This is a genomic window from Superficieibacter sp. 1612_C1, from assembly GCF_015234305.1.
Classification (GTDB): Bacteria; Pseudomonadota; Gammaproteobacteria; order Enterobacterales; family Enterobacteriaceae; genus Superficieibacter.
The window spans coordinates 156,985-172,425 of sequence record NZ_JADGMI010000006.1 but is presented as its reverse complement, the minus strand read 5'-3'; the positions used below and the strand labels follow the sequence as shown (position 1 = coordinate 172,425).

The window sequence follows — 15,441 nt, the reverse complement described above, 5'->3', positions numbered from 1 at the left end:
CTGAGAAGGTATACCTTGCGGGGAACCCATTATCCAGGCAGGCAGACATGAGCACACATACCCGCATTCGCAAATTTAATACCAAAGAAACCTACCCGAATCAGTCGCTGGATAACGATCTTTGCCAGGCGGTTCGTGCAGGCAATACCGTTTACGTTCGTGGTCAGATTGGCACCGACTTCGAAGGCAACCTGGTGGGGCTTGGCGATCCGGCTGCGCAGGCAGAGCAGGCGATGAAGAACGTTAAACAGCTGCTGGAAGAGGCGGGCAGCGATCTGTCACACATCGTTAAAACGACCACCTATATCATCGACCCCCGCTACCGCGAGCCGGTTTATCAGGTCGTTGGCAAGTGGCTGAAGGGCGTGTTTCCGATCTCCACCGGGCTGGTCATTTCCGGGCTGGGACAGCCGCAGTGGCTGATGGAAATTGATGTTATCGCCGTGATCCCGGACGAATGGCAGCCACCAGCAGGAGTATAAATCATGACGTTTTCGATTATTGGACGCTGCGCGCACACCGGGCAGATGGGTATCGCAATTAGTTCTTCCAGCATCGCGGTGGGCGCACGCTGTCCCTGGCTGCGCAGCAAGGTCGGCGCGGTATCAACCCAAAACATTACCTTACCGGCGCTGGGGTCACGCATTCTTGATCGTTTACAGCAGGGCGAGCATGCCGAAACCGCGCTGAAAAGTGGGCTGGAGACGGATGACTATTTCATCTACCGGCAGGTCACCGTCATGACGCCCGATGGCCAAAGCGCGTTCTACAGCGGCGAAAAGACGCTGGGCGTTCACCACGCGCTGTCCGGGGAAAACTGCGTGGCGGCGGGCAATATGCTGGCGAGTCCGGAGGTGATTACCGCGATGGTGAACGCCTTCGAACAACATTCGGGGCATCTTGCTGACAGGCTCATTGCCGCGATGCAGGCGGGCCTGAACGTTGGTGGGGAGGCCGGGCCGGTGCATTCGGCGGCGCTGTCGATTGTGGATTCTCCGGTCTGGCCGATTGTTGATTTGCGCGTCGACTGGAGTGACGCCGATCCCATTGATGAACTCAACCTGCTCTGGCAAGCCTATAAACCGCAGATGCAGGACTATATAACCCGTGCTCTCGATCCTCGCAGCGCGCCGGGTTACGGCGTGCCGGGCGACGAATAACCGCAAGGAGAGCTGATAATGACCAGTCGCGAACTGCTGGAGCAACTGGTGGCATTTGATACCACCAGCCGTGAATCTAACCTGGCGCTGATTGATTTTGTCCGGGACTACTTAACCGAACTCGGCGTCAACTGCGAGCTTATTCACAACGACGAGCACAGCAAAGCCAATCTTTATGCACGGTTCGGCCCGGCAGGGAGCGGCGGCGTTATGCTGTCCGGCCACAGCGATGTCGTGCCGGTTGACGGGCAGAGCTGGAGCGTTCCTCCCTTTGCTCTGACCGAGCGAGACGGCAAACTGTACGGCCGCGGCACCGCGGACATGAAAGGCTTTATCGCCTGCGTACTGGCGGCGGTGCCGCATTTTCTTGCGCAGCCGCTGGCGCAACCGCTACATCTGGCGATTTCGTATGATGAGGAAGTGGGATGCCTTGGCGTGCGTAACTTGCTGGACGCGCTGTCCCGTCGCCCGGAAAAGCCCGATATCTGCCTGATTGGTGAACCCACTGAATTAAAGCCGGTGGTTGGTCACAAGGGCAAGCTTGCCGTTCGCTGTGAAGTGCAGGGCGCGGCCTGTCATTCGGCCTATGCGCCGCAGGGTGTTAATGCCATTGAATATGCCGCGAAGCTTATCCACCATCTTACGCTGATGGGACAACGGCTGGCTGCGCCGGAACGGCAGGATGCGCGTTTTGACCCGCCTTTTACCACCGTGCAAACCGGCGTGATCCAGGGCGGTCGGGCGCTGAATATCGTGCCCGCCGACTGTGTGTTTGACTTTGAAGTGCGCACGCTGCCGCAGGATGACGCGCAGACGGTGGCCGGGGAGCTGGAATGCTACGCGCAGCGCGAGCTACTGCCGCAGATGCACGCTGTCAATCGCGATACCGCGATCCGCTTTTTTCCCATCAGCGGTTATCCCGCTTTATACACTGCGGCACACAGCGCCGCCGCGCGGCTGCTTGCCCATCTTACCGGTTCTGAGGTCTTCAGCACCGTTGCATTCGGGACGGAAGGCGGATTATTCCATCAGGCTGGCATCCCCAGCGTGATATGTGGGCCGGGCAGTATGGCTCAGGGTCACAAACCCGATGAGTTCATTACTGTCGAACAGCTGGACGCCTGCGATGCTCTTTTGCGCCGACTCGCCGCGTGGATGTGTCAAAAAGCGTGAAATGATCGCAACAGAAATCACCACAGGGCGCGCCCCGGGCCGCCCTCCGCCCGTACGGCTTCTTCTTTTCGCTCTGCTTTACCTTTTCCAAACGCCAGCTTCAGGAAGCACTAACCGCGTGATGCGCACTTACGCCGTATGCTGGTGGCAAGCATTTGATAGCCCGTTTCTGGAGATCCCATGGTAAGTGCAGAAGTCACCACATTCCCGCAGCCCGAAACGCTGCATCCGGTCGTGAACAACGCGAACATTGCCGTAAGGCTTGATGGCGTACTGAAACGCTTTGGCGACGCTATCGCCTTACACAAAATTTCCCTGACGATTGCGGAAGGGGAATTTATTACGCTGCTCGGCCCCTCAGGCTGCGGCAAGACCACGCTGCTGAATCTGATGGCGGGTTTCGCTGAAGCGGACGGCGGCGAGATCTTTATCGATGGCGATCTGGTGACGGATATCCCGCCCTGGCAGCGTGAAATCGGCATTGTATTTCAGAACTACGCCCTGTTCCCGCATATGACGGTCGAGAAAAATGTGGGCTACGGCCTGCGGATGCGCGGCGTGCCAAAAGCCGAGATCGCCGAACGCGTTGAGCAGGCGCTGGCGCTGGTGAAGCTTGCTGGTTACGGCCATCGCAAGCCACGCGAACTGTCGGGTGGTCAGCAACAGCGCGTGGCGCTGGCGCGTGCGCTGGTGATCCGCCCCAAAGTGCTGCTGCTGGATGAACCGTTCTCCGCGCTGGATAAAAACCTGCGCCTGTCGATGCAGGTTGAGTTGAAAGCGATCCAGCGCAAGCTTGGCGTCACCACCGTGTTTGTGACGCACGATCAGGGGGAAGCGCTGAGTATGAGCGATCGCGTAGTGGTGATGTCGGCGGGGCATGTCCGGCAGATCGGTACGCCGGATGCGATTTATCGTCATCCGCAGGACCCGTTTGTCGCGGGCTTTGTGGGCGATGTGAACATTCTGCCGGGGCGCTACGCCGGGCGCGACGGCGCAGCGATGCTGGAGGTGGGCGGCAATGCGCTGCGTCTGCCCGCAGAACGCGTACAGGGCACAATTGGCGAGCGCCTTGACGTCTACGTGCGTCCGGAAAACATTCAACTGGCACCGCTTAGCCCGCACTCGCTGTTCAGCGCTACGGTGATCGCTCATGTCTTTCAGGGCGATCATGTCGATGTGCATCTTGATGCCCCCGCGCTTGGCAGCGCCGCGCTGTTTGCCCGCCAGTCCGGCCTGAATTCGCTGACCCGCTGGCCCGTCGGCAGCCTCGTTGGCGTCAATGTTGATGACGAAGGCGTGTGCGCGTTTAGCGTCGCGAAACAGGAATAAGCGCTGATGATACCTGAAATGATGAATGCAATAATTGCGCGCCAGCCGGGCGGCCCTGAGGTGCTAGAACTCGTGCAGCGGAAGGTGCCGCAGCCTGGTGCAGGTGAGGTGCTGATCCGCGTCGCAAGCGCGGGCGTGAACCGTCCCGATCTCCTCCAGCGCAACGGTATGCCGTTGCCGCCGGGGATAACCGATGTGCTGGGGCTGGAAGTGTCCGGCACCGTGGCGGCACTGGGCGCGGGTGTTGACTATCCCGCCGTCGGCACCCCGGTGATGGCGCTGCTCAACGGCGGCGGCTATGCCGACTACTGCGTGGCACGCGCCGATCTCTGTTTAACCGTGCCGCAAAACCTGCCGCTCGCGCAGGCGGCGGGCGTGCCGGAAGCGGCTTTTACCGTGTGGCATAACCTGTTTGAGCTGGGTCGTTTGCAGCCGGGGGAAACCGTGCTGATCCACGGTGCAGCCAGCGGCGTGGGGACCTTTGCCATTCAATGCGCGCAGGCGTGCGGGGCGCGGGTAGTGGCGACGGCGGGCGGCACGGAGAAGGTGGCGGTACTGCGCCAGCTTGGCGTCTGGCGCGCCATCAACCGCCATAGCGAAGACTTCGTTGCGGTTATTGTTGATGAAACCCAGGGACGCGGCGTGGATGTGGTGCTGGATAACGTCGGGGGCGATTACGTGGCGCGCAACCTGAGCGTGTTAGCGCCGGGTGGGCGACACGTCAGCCTTTCCTTTATGCAGGGGGCGAAGATTGAACTCGATCTGCAACTGGTGATGCGTAAAGGGCTGAGCCTGACCTCTTCCACGCTGCGCCCGAAAAGCGCCGCCGAGAAAACGCGACTGGCGCAGTGCATCAGCAAACATCTGTTGCCGCTGATCGCCGCCGGTAAAATCGCGCCGATCCTGCATCAAACGCTACCGTTAGCACAAGCCGCAGACGCGCATCGTATCCTGGAAGCCAACGCCAACATCGGCAAAGTGCTCCTACAGGTGGCCTCATGATGCAGCTCTTTTTTGCTTCCACCTCCGCGTATGTGCGCAAAGTCATGGTATGCGCGACAGTGCTGGGGCTGGCTGATGAAATAGAACGGCTGGATTCCGCCGCGCATCCTGTGGTGCGCGACGACCGTATCGCCGCGTTTAATCCGCTGGCAAAAGTACCGGCGCTGCGCACCGAAAGCGGCCTCTGTCTTTATGACAGCCGGGTGATTTGCGAATACCTCAACGCGCGTGGGCAGGGCGATTTATTCCCGCAAAAGGGAGAAGCGCTCTGGCGAAGTCTGGCACGGCAGGCGCTGGGCGATGGGTTAATCGATGCGGCATTGCTGGCGCGTTACGAGTTCAGCGCTCGTCCGCCTGAGAAGCAGTGGCAGGACTGGGCGGACGCACAGCTGAAAAAAGTCGCCGCCGCGCTGGCGGACATTGAAAGTCAGGTCAGCGATTTTAGCGATCGGCCCGAGGATATTGGCCTCATTGCCATCGGTTGCGCGCTCGGCTATCTCGACTTCCGCTTTGCCGGACTCAACTGGCGCGCCAGCCATCCGCTGACCGCCGCCTGGTTCGCCGTCTTCAATGCGCATCCGGCCATGGCCGCAACCCGTCCGTATGTTTAAGCAGGAGGATGTATGTCACCGCAGATCTATTTTCTCAACGGGCCGAACGCCAATTTATACGGGCTGGATAAAAACGGCACTTACGGCAGCGACAGTTTTGCCAGCATTGGCGAGCGCTGTCGGCAACGTGCTGAATCCCACGGGATGACGTTGCAGTTTCGCCAGAGCAACCACGAAGGCGTACTGGTCGACTGGATCCAGGAAGCGCGTCAGAGCGCTGCGGGATTGATTATCAACGCGGCGGGCCTGACCTACAGTTCAGTACCCATTCTGGATGCATTACTGATGTTTGATGGCCCGATCATTGAAGCGCATATGAGCAACATCTGGAAACGCGAGCCGTTCCGTCATCACTCTATGGTATCGAAAGCGGCCACCGGGGTGATTGCCGGTCTGGGCGCGCTCGGCTATGAACTGGCGATCGATGCGGTGGTCAACCTGCTGGGAGTGCGCGCTGTATGAGTACATTAGTGTTTTACAGCGAATTTGACAGCTTCGAAGAGTGGTCGGCTTTACTTGCACCGCATCTGCCCGGCGTGACGATCTGCCGCGCCGAAACGGTGCAAGACCCCGATGATGTGCACTATGCGCTGGCATGGAAACCGCCGCAGGGTTTCTTTGCACCCTACCGTCATCTCAGGCTACTGGTGAATCTCGGCGCAGGGGTTGATTCACTGGTGGGACGTGACGATCTACCGGAGATCCCGATTGTTCGCCTGTCCGATCCGGATATGGCTCGTATGATGGCCAGTTATGTGCTGTTTGCCGTGCTGCGCTATGCGCGCGATATCCCGGCATTCGAACGTGCGCAGCGTGAACAGCGCTGGCATTATCTGCATCCGCGCGCACCCTCCGGCATTCGTGTCGGGGTACTGGGCCTGGGCGAGCTGGGCGCGTATGCAGCGCGGGAACTGGCACGGCAGGGCTTTGACGTGCGCGGCTGGTCGCGTTCGCCAAAAGAAATTGCAGGTATTCGCTGTAGTAGCGGACTGGGATCGTTGAATGATTTTCTCAGCCAGAGCGACATTCTGGTGGTAATGCTGCCTCTGACGCCACAGACGAGCGGCCTGCTCAGCGCAGAGCGGCTGGCGCACCTCCCGCAGGGTGCCGCGTTCATTAATGTGTCGCGCGGGGCGATTGTCGATCAGGCGGCGCTGACGGCAGCGTTGCGTTCGGGGCAGATAGCTGAAGCGACGCTCGACGTCTTTGACCGCGAACCGCTGCCGCCGCACGATCCGTTGTGGCGGCTGGACAATGTGCTGATCACCCCGCATCTGGCGTCGGTTGCCCTGCCTGCCAGCGCCGCCCGGCAGGTCGCCGAAAACATCCAGCGCGCGGCGCGCGGTGAACCGGTTCTCAACCAGGTGTTCCCGGCGCGTGGCTACTAAAGTGCGTCATGCCACCCGCACCACCTGCGGATCGAAATAGCTCGGTGCGGCCATGCCGGGAATATACTGGTCGGAGATAAACATGCGGCAGCGCTCGGCGAAGGCATTCACCACCATTGAGTGCTGCGTATGGGCTACGGTCGCGTAACCGAGCCGCATCGGCCGGTTGACGCCCGCCAGCCGCACGCGGATCAGACGTTTACCGTCCTGAGACTGATGCGCTTTTGGCCGCACGTTAGCGATACCGAACCCCACGCCATTCGCCACCATCGCCCGTACCACTTCCATATTGCCGGAGCGCATCACCACATTCGGCGTGACGCCCGCCTCGCTAAACAGTCCAAGGAAATACTCCCGGCTCCACGGCATATCCAGCAATACCATCGGCATCGCCGCCAGATCCTGAATTGACACCGCCGGATGCGTCGCCAGCGGATGATGCTCTCCCACCATCACATACGGCGGCAGTTGCGCCAGTGAGGTGAAGGCGATGTCACTGGCGGGGACTAAATCGTAGGTCAGGGCAATGTCGATATCGGCGGTGCGCAACTGTTTCAGCAACTGTTCATGATTGCCTTCCACCAGCGTAATGCGCACGCCGGGAAACGCGCGGCCAAAGCCGAACACCAGTTCCGGCGTCAGCATCGGGGCCAGCGTATCCAGACAGCCCACCCGCAGCGGGCCGCGCACATTGTTCATCGATTCCGAGGCAATCGTATAAAGGTTCAACATCTGCTCCAGGATGAGCTTTGCCTCCTTCAGAACCTGATGACCGATGGCGGTCAGCGACACACCCTGGGCGTGATGACGGACAAAAAGCTGCACGCCCAGTTCAGATTCGATATGGGTGATGGCCGCAGAAATCGACGGCGAGGAGACGTGGATACGTTCCGATGCGCCAATAATGCTGCCAGCCTCCCCGGAGGCGACAAAATATTCCAGCTGACGCTGGGTGATGCGACTGAGCATGCAGGTTCTCCCGAGATCGCTGACGCAATCATGTCGCGTCAGTCATTCTAATAGTGCAGATTATCCTGCATTTATCATGCCAAAAGCCAAATAGCAGCATAATCCCCTGCCTGGAGTGCGGTTATTCTTCGCTTATACCTCACCACGGGTTAAGAAAATCCGTTGCAACGCTGCGCCTTTTTTAGCATCAGAAATCCTGATGCAACGACGAGGAAAAGCCTGTTTTACGCCATCACCCGACCACGGCATTATCAATTTCATACCAGGGAACACCGTTTGCACCGTTTGGGCGCGCCGGGTTTCAGATTGCTACAACAGCCATTTCATGCATGGGGATGAGAATATGTTGCGTAAGATTTGTGCCTTAACGTTGTTGACCACGAGCGTACTCAGTGCAGGAAATGCGCTGGCGGCTGACAAGCTGATCGTCAGCACCTGGGGCGGCGGTTTTAAAGATCTGATTGATGAGACCATCGCTAAAGAGTTCACCAAAGAAACCGGCGTAGAAGTGCAGTTTGTCACGGGCGGCACCATCGATCGTCTCAACAAAGCGAAGCTGGCAGGCGGTTCACCTGAAACCGATGTGACTTTTACCACGGCGCATGTGGGCTATCTGTATGCCAACTCTGGCCTGTTTGAAAAACTCGATATGAGCAAACTGCCGAATGCCGCGAATCTGGTGGAGCAGGCGAAAGTCAGCCCTTATCACCTTGGCGTATGGGGCTACGTTTATACCATCGGCTATCGTCCGGATCTGGTGCCAAAGGGCACCACCTTTGAAAGCTGGAACGATCTGTGGAAGCCAGAGCTGAAGGGCACGCTGGCGCTGCCGGACTGGGACCCGAGCCATATCATTGCGGTTTCCGCCAAACTCTCCGGCAGCGATGCGGCGCACTGGCAGCAGGGACAGGCGAAGATGAAAGCGCTGATCCCGAATATCAAATCCTTCTATACCGACGATGCTAACAGCCAGCAACTGATCTCCACCGGCGAAACGCCGGTACAGGTCATGCTGTCGATGAACGCCTACAACATGATGGCCGAAGGGGTGGACGTCAAACTGGTGATACCGAAAGAGGGGGCGATTTTGGGCGTCGATACCCTGGGGATCAACAAAGGCACCAAGCATGCCGATCTTGCGTATAAGTTCATGAATATCGCCCTGAAGCCTGAAATTCAGCAGCAGGTGGCGAAGATTTACCACGGCAGTCCAACGGTCACCAATGCCCATATCGATCCTGAGCTGGCGAAACTGCCGGGCATGTTGACCACGCCTGAGCAGTGGAACGCCACCATCAACACCGATCCGCAACTGCGTGCCGAGAAAACCGCGGAGTGGCGTCAGTGGTTCTCTGAAAACATCATGTCCCATTGATCTACCGGGCGGCTTGCGGGTCGCCCTAACCCTTTACGCAGGCAGCAACGTCTATGACGAGAAAACCGACATTTTTACCCTGGTTCATTATTCCCGCCACGCTTACCGCCATCGGGCTGGTTGTCGCGATGTTTGCGGTCATGCAGTTTAGCGTGCGCGCCTATATTCCCGGTTCGCTCGACGTGGGCGGATTTACGCTGGCGAACTTTACTGGTCTGTTCAAAAGCATCTATGCCGATGCCTTTATTAACACAGTCATGCTGAGCGCCAAAACCGCTATTTTTGGCCTGTTGATGAGCTATCCCCTGGCATATGCGCTGGTGCGTACCCGCACGACGTGGATCAAATCGACGATTTTAATTATCGCGATTACGCCACTGTTTCTCGGCGAGGTGGTGCGCACCTACTCATGGATTATCGTGCTGGGTAACAGTGGCTTCCTGAATAGCCTGCTGCTGGCGACAGGCATTATCTCAACGCCCGTTCAGTTTATGTTTACCCAAACGGGGGTGGTGCTGGCGCTGGTACACGTCACCATGCCAATCATGGTACTTATGCTGGCGACCGCGTTATCGCACATCAACCCGGATTACGAGAAAGCCGCCGCCAGCCTCGGCGCAGGCCCGATCCGCACCTTGCTGACCGTGACGATCCCTCTGTCGATTCCCGGCATTATCGCCAGCCTGACGACCGCTTTTGCCTGGACCTTTAGCGCCTTCGCCACCCCACAACTTATTGGCGGCGGGCGCGTCAGCACCGTAGCAACCATGGTTTATCAACTGGGTTTCTCGTCGATGAACTTCCCGTTTGCCGCCGCACTTAGCATCGCCGGGTTAATCCTGACCGTTCTGCTGCTGCTGGCACTGAAACGCATGACCCGATTCCTGAACGCGATGGGGGAGCACTGATATGACCCGTTCGATGAGCGATAAACTGACGACGCTGGCGGGCCGCCTGCTGGTCGCCGCTATTCTGATCTTTGTGATGCTGCCGACGATTGTGGTATTCATCTCCTCGTTCAGCAGCACCTCCGTGTTGTTTTTCCCGCCGAAAGGGTGGTCGCTGCGCTGGTTCGAGCGTGCGGTGAGCTACGACGATTTTCGTCACGGCTTCTTTTCCGGGCTGATTGTCACCGCCTGGGCGTCGTCGCTGGCGGTGATCATCGGTGCCACGCTGGCGATAGCTATCGAACGCTATTCGTTCCCGTGCAAACAGGTACTGGAAGGGATCCTGCTGTCGCCGCTGTTTATCCCGCACTTCACCATTGGTCTGGGCCTGCTGATGCTGGTGTCGCAACTCAACCTCGGACGCGGCTATCCGCTGGTGATTTTCTGCCACATCGTGCTGGTACTGCCGTTTGTGCTGCGCAGCGTGTATGTATCGCTAAAAAACCTTGAACAGCGCATTGAACTGGCGGCGGCCAGTCTCGGTGCCTCGCCGCTGCGCGTGGTATGGACCATTACCGTGCCGCTGATTTTACCGGGGCTGTTTGGCGGCTGGCTGTTTGCCGCGATCCTCTCCTTTAACGAATTTACCGCCTCGCTGTTTATTACCACCCAGGCAACACAGACGTTACCGGTGGCGATGTATAACTACGTGCGTGAATTTGCGGACCCGACGCTGGCAGCCCTGTCGGTTATTTATATTACCGTCACCGCGACCATGTTAGTCATTGCCAATAAATTTTTAGGTCTGGGGAAAGTATTAAACGTCGAAGCCAGACATTAATAAACAGGGAATCAATGCGCTTTGGATTTCCCGACGCGCTGTATTTAAAAAGCCTGGTTGTCATTAATACGCCACCTGCTGAAAAGAGTGCGGCGATCATATTTAGGAATTCAACATGTCAGTAGAAAAAATTAATACCGTTATTGTCGGCGCAGGTCAGGCGGGTATTGCCATGAGTGAACATCTGGCGCTGATGGGCGTACCGCACGTTGTACTGGAGCGCAGCCGTATTGCGGAGCGCTGGCGTTCTGAACGCTGGGATTCGCTGGTGGCGAATGGTCCTGCCTGGCACGACCGCTTTCCGTCGCTGAAATTCGACAATATTTCTCAGGAAGCCTTCCCGCCGAAAGAGCGCATGGCGCAGTATTTCGAAGACTATGCCAGGATGCTTAACGCGCCAGTACGCACCGGCGTTGACGTGCATCAGGTGACGCGCCTGGCAGGACGCAGCGGATTCAGGGTGCTGACCTCTGCCGGTGAATTTGAGGCCGACAATGTGGTGGCCGCTACCGGCCCGTTCCAGAAACCGTCATTCCCGCAGATCGTGCCGCCAACCGCCGGGGTGCAGCAGATCCACTCCTCCGTCTACAAAAATCCGCAGCAGCTGCCCGCCGGCGGCGTGCTGGTGGTGGGCGCGGGCGCGTCGGGGACGCAAATTGCTGAGGAATTGCGTCAATCAGGCCGGGACGTGTATCTGTCGGTCGGCGAGCATTATCGTCCGCCGCGCGCTTACCGCAACCGTGATTACTGCTGGTGGCTGGGTGCGCTCGGCCTGTGGGATGAGGTGAAAATCAAGCCGAAGAAAGAGCACGTGGCCTTTGCGGTGAGCGGTTATGAAGGGGGCAAAACCGTGGATTTCCGCCGCCTGGCGCATATGGGCATTACGCTGGTGGGCATCACCAAAAGCTGGGATAACGGCGTGTTGAGCTTTGCCGGGGGGCTGGGGGAGAATATCGCTGCGGGCGATAAGGCCTACTTTGACGTGCTGCGCGATGCGGATGCTTATATTGAACGCAACGGCCTGGATTTGCCGCCGGAGCCGCAGGCGTGGGAGCTGCTGCCGGACCCGGAGTGTCTGATCAATCCACTGATGCAGCTGGATATCGCCGCGGCAGGTATTACCACGATTATCTGGGCGACGGGCTTTAAATTTGATTTTAGCTGGTTGCAGGTGGATGCCTTTGACGAAAACGGTCTGCCGTTCCACAAACGCGGTATTTCCGCCGAGCGCGGTATTTATTTCCTCGGCCTGCCGAATCTGGTAAACCGCGCCTCCTCCTTTATTTACGGCGTATGGCACGATGCTAAATATATTGCCGATCATATCGTTTTGCAGAACGCCTATACCGATTACGTTAAGTCCTGATTTCTTTTTATTACTGGCATGGCTAAATCATCGTTATTTAGCCCTCGTTTACTGGATAACTGATGTGACCATTACCTGTATTGAAGAGCTACGGCAACTGGCGCGTAAGCGGGTGCCGAAGATGTTTTATGATTATGTCGATGCTGGCTCCTGGAGCGAATACAGCTATCGCGCCAACGAAGCCGATTTACGTCGCCTGGAATTTCGTCAGCGCGTGGCGGTGGATATTGCCGGGCGCAGCACGGCCAGCGTGATGGCTGGACAAAAGGTGGCGATGCCAGTGGCGATTGCGCCCACCGGCTTAACCGGCATGATCCATCCCGACGGCGAAATCCTTGCGGCGCGTGCGGCGAAAAGGTTCGGCATCCCCTTTACGCTCTCGACCATGAGCATTTGTTCGCTTGAAACCGTGGCGCAGGCGACGGATTACCATCCGTTCTGGTTCCAGCTCTACGTCATGCGCGATCGCCAGTTTGTCGCCAGTCTTATCGATCGCGCGAAAGCCGCGAACTGCAAAGCGCTGGTCGTTACTATGGATCTTCAGGTGTTTGGCCAGCGCCATAAAGACATCAAAAATGGCCTGTCGACGCCGCCAAAAATGACGCTGCGTAATCTGCTTAACATTGCCGGTAAACCGCGCTGGTGCCGCAATATGCTCGCCACCCGGCATCGTAATTTTGGCAATATCATTGGACATGCCCGCGGTATTGATAACATCGATGCAATGGTGGAGTGGACCGCGCAGCAGTTCGACCCGTGCCTCTCCTGGCAGGATGTCGAGTGGATCAAACGACGCTGGGGCGGCACGTTAATTGTTAAGGGGATTATGGATGTGGAGGATGCGCGTCTGGCGGTGGCGGCGGGCGCAGATGCGCTGATTGTCTCCAATCATGGCGGGCGTCAGCTGGATGGCGTGTCGTCATCCATTACCCTGCTGCCGGAGATTGTTGCGGCAGTCGGCAGGCAAATTGAAGTTCATTTCGATGGCGGTATCCGTTCCGGACAGGATGTGCTGAAAGCGGTTGCGCTGGGTGCGAAGGGGACCTATATCGGGCGCAGTATGCTGTATGGACTAGGGGCGCTGGGCGAAGAGGGAGTAACCCTGGCGCTCAATATCATCCGTAATGAATTTGATTTGTCGATGGCATTTTGCGGTAAAACCAGTGTTGATTCGATTGACGCGGGGATCCTGCGTAACCGTCCGACAATGTTTAGTGGTGCGATGTGACCCGGCAGTAAGACACTGCCGTGCCTGACCCATTCTATCCTTTCACGTTAAACCCGTAGCGCTGACCAGCCGGTTCACCAGATCGCTTGCCATTTTGGCGCTGGTTACATTGGCGAATCCCATAAGCAGCCCGCCCTGTAATGATCTACCTCTCTGCCAGTCATTCAGTGCCTGAATGGCGAGGCCGTGAGATTGTGCTGCCGCAGCCAGGGCGCGATCGCTGGCGTCTGTCGTCAGCCTGGCTAACACATGAATGCCGCCAGCCTGTGGCTGAATGTTCAAAGCGGAACCGCACTTTTCCTGGAGTGCATTGACCAGGTATTCGCGTCGGGTCGCATATAATGCGCGCATTCTGCGCAGATGCCGGGCAAAGTGGCCCTGCTCCATAAAATCTGCCACCGTGGCCTGAGTCTGTACGGTGCCAGGCCCGCAAAGGTACTTTGCCGCGTCAGCAAAACGTTCGACCTGCGAATAAGGCACCACCAGATACGCCAGACGCAGCCCAGGAAACAGAACCTTACTGAACGTGCCGGTATAGAGCACGCGTTGCTCTCGATCAAGGCTTTTCAGCGCAGGTAATGGCCTGCCGTGATAGCGAAATTCGCTGTCGTAGTCGTCTTCAATAATCCAGGCCTGACGATGACTGGCCCACTCCAGCAGCTGTAGCCGCCGGGGCAGCGACAACGCCATACCCATTGGGCTCTGGTGCGTAGGGGTCACCACAGCGAAACGCGCTCGGGCCGCCCGCTGCTGACCGATATCTACGTTCAGACCTTCTTCATCGACGGGAACCGGCTCCAGAAGCATACCTGCACGCTCCAGAAAATGACGGGCCAGAAGATAGCCGGGATCTTCATACCATCCGGTATCGCCGGGCTGCAACAGCGTTCGGCATACCAGTTCCAGCGCTCCCTGGTAGCCAGCGGTAATGAATACCTGCTCATGTGTACACGCGATGCCGCGGGAAATCCCCAGGTAAGCGGCAATGGCCCGACGCAGGGGTTCATAGCCCGTCGGCGCGGGGTAGGCCATGGTTATCGCCTCCAGAGAGCGCAAATTGTGGCCAGCCAGACGCGCCCAGGTTTTGCGTGGAAACATATCCAGCGCGGGTAAACCGAGCTGCAAAGGTCGTACTGAACCCGTTTCGCTTGCTCGCGGCGAGGTTATGCTGGAAAGGGGCCCGGACACAGGGGGAATTTCTGCTTCGTGCAGAGTTTTCAGCCGGGGCGAGACTACCGTGCCAGCCGGGCCGCGCGACAAAAAATAGCCCTCACTCGATAGCATCTGATAGGCCATCTCGACCGTGCCTCTTGAGAGGTTCAGCTCACTGGCGAGGTTACGTACGGAAGGCACACGATCGCCAGGACGAAGTTTTCCGCTGGCAATCGTCTCCCGGTAACGCCGATATACCTGCATATAAAGTGGCATATCGTACGTTTTGCTCGTTTTTAACGGTTGCATATCCGGCTTAATGTCCCAGTCATTTATTCATTTTTTGCACCTTTTGGGCATGACATGAATTTAGTAGAGTCATGTCTTCATCACAAGCCATTCGGCATGCGTACCTTTCGATTGAGTACGATTCACCGTGCCCGGAGCCTGCACGCTTGCTTCAGCACAATGCGTTGACGCCGTTTCTGATTCCTTCACTTTATACGGGAGAACTATGATGAGTACACTTCGGTTGCCCTACCAGACTCTGTCACCTGAAGCTTACCAGGGACTCAGCCTGACTAAAAAAGCCCTCGACAAAAGCAGCCTTGGAAAATCTTTTATCGAGCTTATTTATTTACGTGTTTCGCAAATTAACGGCTGCGCCTTTTGCCTGGAAATGCACGCAGCCGCCCTGCGCAGGAGTGGCGTAGCAGATGCGAAACTGGATAGTCTGGCGGGCTGGCGGCTGAGCGCGCATTTCAGCGAGCGCGAGCGGGTGGCGCTGGCCTGGACGGAATCCCTTGTTGATGTGGCCGGGAGCCACGCCGCTGACGACTATTTTGAACCGCTCAGGGAACACTTCAGCGATGCAGAAATTGCCGACCTGAGCTTCGCTATCTCCCTGATGAGTGCCTTTAATCGTCTGGCAATCGGTATGCGTCAATAACGTTGTAGTTC

At 57.7% G+C, this 15,441-nt stretch carries 16 protein-coding genes; 14 read left to right on the top strand and 2 right to left on the bottom strand.

Annotation, left to right across the window (positions count from 1 at the left end):
• Nucleotides 1-47 precede the first annotated feature (47 nt).
• The 8 genes from INT84_RS19975 (at nt 48) to INT84_RS19940 (ending at nt 6,663) form a co-directional block, all read left to right on the top strand.
• The gene (locus INT84_RS19975; RefSeq protein ID WP_176919339.1) at nt 48-482 is read left to right on the top strand and encodes a RidA family protein; all 435 of its coding nucleotides are present in this window, start codon (nt 48-50) and stop codon (nt 480-482) included.
• A 3-nt stretch (nt 483-485) separates the two neighbouring features.
• Nucleotides 486-1,160, top strand: a complete 675-nt coding sequence (locus INT84_RS19970; protein WP_194208206.1) for a DUF1028 domain-containing protein — start codon at nt 486-488, stop codon at nt 1,158-1,160.
• Nucleotides 1,161-1,178: 18 nt separating this feature from the next.
• On the top strand, nt 1,179-2,333 hold the full coding sequence (gene argE, locus INT84_RS19965) for an acetylornithine deacetylase (protein WP_228066373.1): 1,155 nt from the start codon (nt 1,179-1,181) through the stop codon (nt 2,331-2,333).
• Between the two features lie 180 nt (nt 2,334-2,513).
• Nucleotides 2,514-3,662 carry an ABC transporter ATP-binding protein gene (locus INT84_RS19960; protein WP_194208205.1) on the top strand — a complete coding sequence of 383 codons (1,149 nt, stop codon included), beginning with the start codon at nt 2,514-2,516 and terminating at the stop codon, nt 3,660-3,662.
• Nucleotides 3,663-3,668: 6 nt separating this feature from the next.
• Nucleotides 3,669-4,664, top strand: coding sequence for an NAD(P)H-quinone oxidoreductase (locus INT84_RS19955; protein WP_194208204.1), 996 nt, complete (start codon nt 3,669-3,671; stop codon nt 4,662-4,664).
• Nucleotides 4,661-5,275: a glutathione S-transferase N-terminal domain-containing protein gene (locus INT84_RS19950; RefSeq protein ID WP_194208203.1), complete on the top strand. Its 615-nt coding sequence runs from the start codon at nt 4,661-4,663 to the stop codon at nt 5,273-5,275. The genes INT84_RS19955 and INT84_RS19950 overlap by 4 nt, the downstream gene beginning before the upstream one ends.
• A gap of 12 nt (nt 5,276-5,287) precedes the next feature.
• Nucleotides 5,288-5,737 carry a type II 3-dehydroquinate dehydratase gene (locus tag INT84_RS19945; protein ID WP_194208202.1) on the top strand — a complete coding sequence of 150 codons (450 nt, stop codon included), beginning with the start codon at nt 5,288-5,290 and terminating at the stop codon, nt 5,735-5,737.
• Nucleotides 5,734-6,663 (top strand): glyoxylate/hydroxypyruvate reductase A, encoded by a 930-nt coding sequence (locus tag INT84_RS19940; RefSeq protein WP_228066372.1) that lies wholly within the window; start codon nt 5,734-5,736, stop codon nt 6,661-6,663. The genes INT84_RS19945 and INT84_RS19940 overlap by 4 nt, the downstream gene beginning before the upstream one ends.
• 6 nt (nt 6,664-6,669) lie before the next feature.
• Here INT84_RS19940 and INT84_RS19935 read toward each other — a convergent pair whose 3' ends face one another.
• A complete protein-coding gene (locus tag INT84_RS19935) occupies nt 6,670-7,632 on the bottom strand; it encodes a LysR substrate-binding domain-containing protein (protein WP_194208201.1) in 963 nt (320 codons plus the stop codon).
• A gap of 343 nt (nt 7,633-7,975) precedes the next feature.
• On the opposite strand from INT84_RS19935, the gene INT84_RS19930 reads away from it, so the two are divergent.
• From INT84_RS19930 to INT84_RS19910, 5 genes are all read left to right on the top strand, one after another.
• A complete protein-coding gene (locus tag INT84_RS19930) occupies nt 7,976-9,007 on the top strand; it encodes an ABC transporter substrate-binding protein (RefSeq protein ID WP_176919332.1) in 1,032 nt (343 codons plus the stop codon).
• Between the two features lie 53 nt (nt 9,008-9,060).
• Nucleotides 9,061-9,915, top strand: a complete 855-nt coding sequence (locus INT84_RS19925; protein ID WP_194208200.1) for an ABC transporter permease — start codon at nt 9,061-9,063, stop codon at nt 9,913-9,915.
• 1 nt (nt 9,916) lies between these two features.
• Nucleotides 9,917-10,735, top strand: coding sequence for an ABC transporter permease (locus tag INT84_RS19920; RefSeq protein WP_194208199.1), 819 nt, complete (start codon nt 9,917-9,919; stop codon nt 10,733-10,735).
• A gap of 115 nt (nt 10,736-10,850) precedes the next feature.
• Entirely contained in the window at nt 10,851-12,101 is a 1,251-nt protein-coding gene (locus INT84_RS19915) for an NAD(P)/FAD-dependent oxidoreductase (protein WP_194208198.1), read from the top strand.
• A 64-nt stretch (nt 12,102-12,165) separates the two neighbouring features.
• The gene (locus INT84_RS19910; protein ID WP_194208197.1) at nt 12,166-13,329 is read left to right on the top strand and encodes an alpha-hydroxy acid oxidase; all 1,164 of its coding nucleotides are present in this window, start codon (nt 12,166-12,168) and stop codon (nt 13,327-13,329) included.
• Between the two features lie 42 nt (nt 13,330-13,371).
• Here the strand turns inward: INT84_RS19910 and INT84_RS19905 are convergent, their stop codons facing one another.
• On the bottom strand, nt 13,372-14,757 hold the full coding sequence (locus tag INT84_RS19905; protein WP_228066371.1) for a PLP-dependent aminotransferase family protein: 1,386 nt from the start codon (nt 14,755-14,757) through the stop codon (nt 13,372-13,374).
• 241 nt (nt 14,758-14,998) lie between these two features.
• Here INT84_RS19905 and INT84_RS19900 point away from each other — a divergent pair, with 241 nt between their 5' ends.
• Nucleotides 14,999-15,430, top strand: a complete 432-nt coding sequence (locus INT84_RS19900) for a carboxymuconolactone decarboxylase family protein (RefSeq protein ID WP_194208370.1) — start codon at nt 14,999-15,001, stop codon at nt 15,428-15,430.
• Nucleotides 15,431-15,441: the final 11 nt, after the last annotated feature.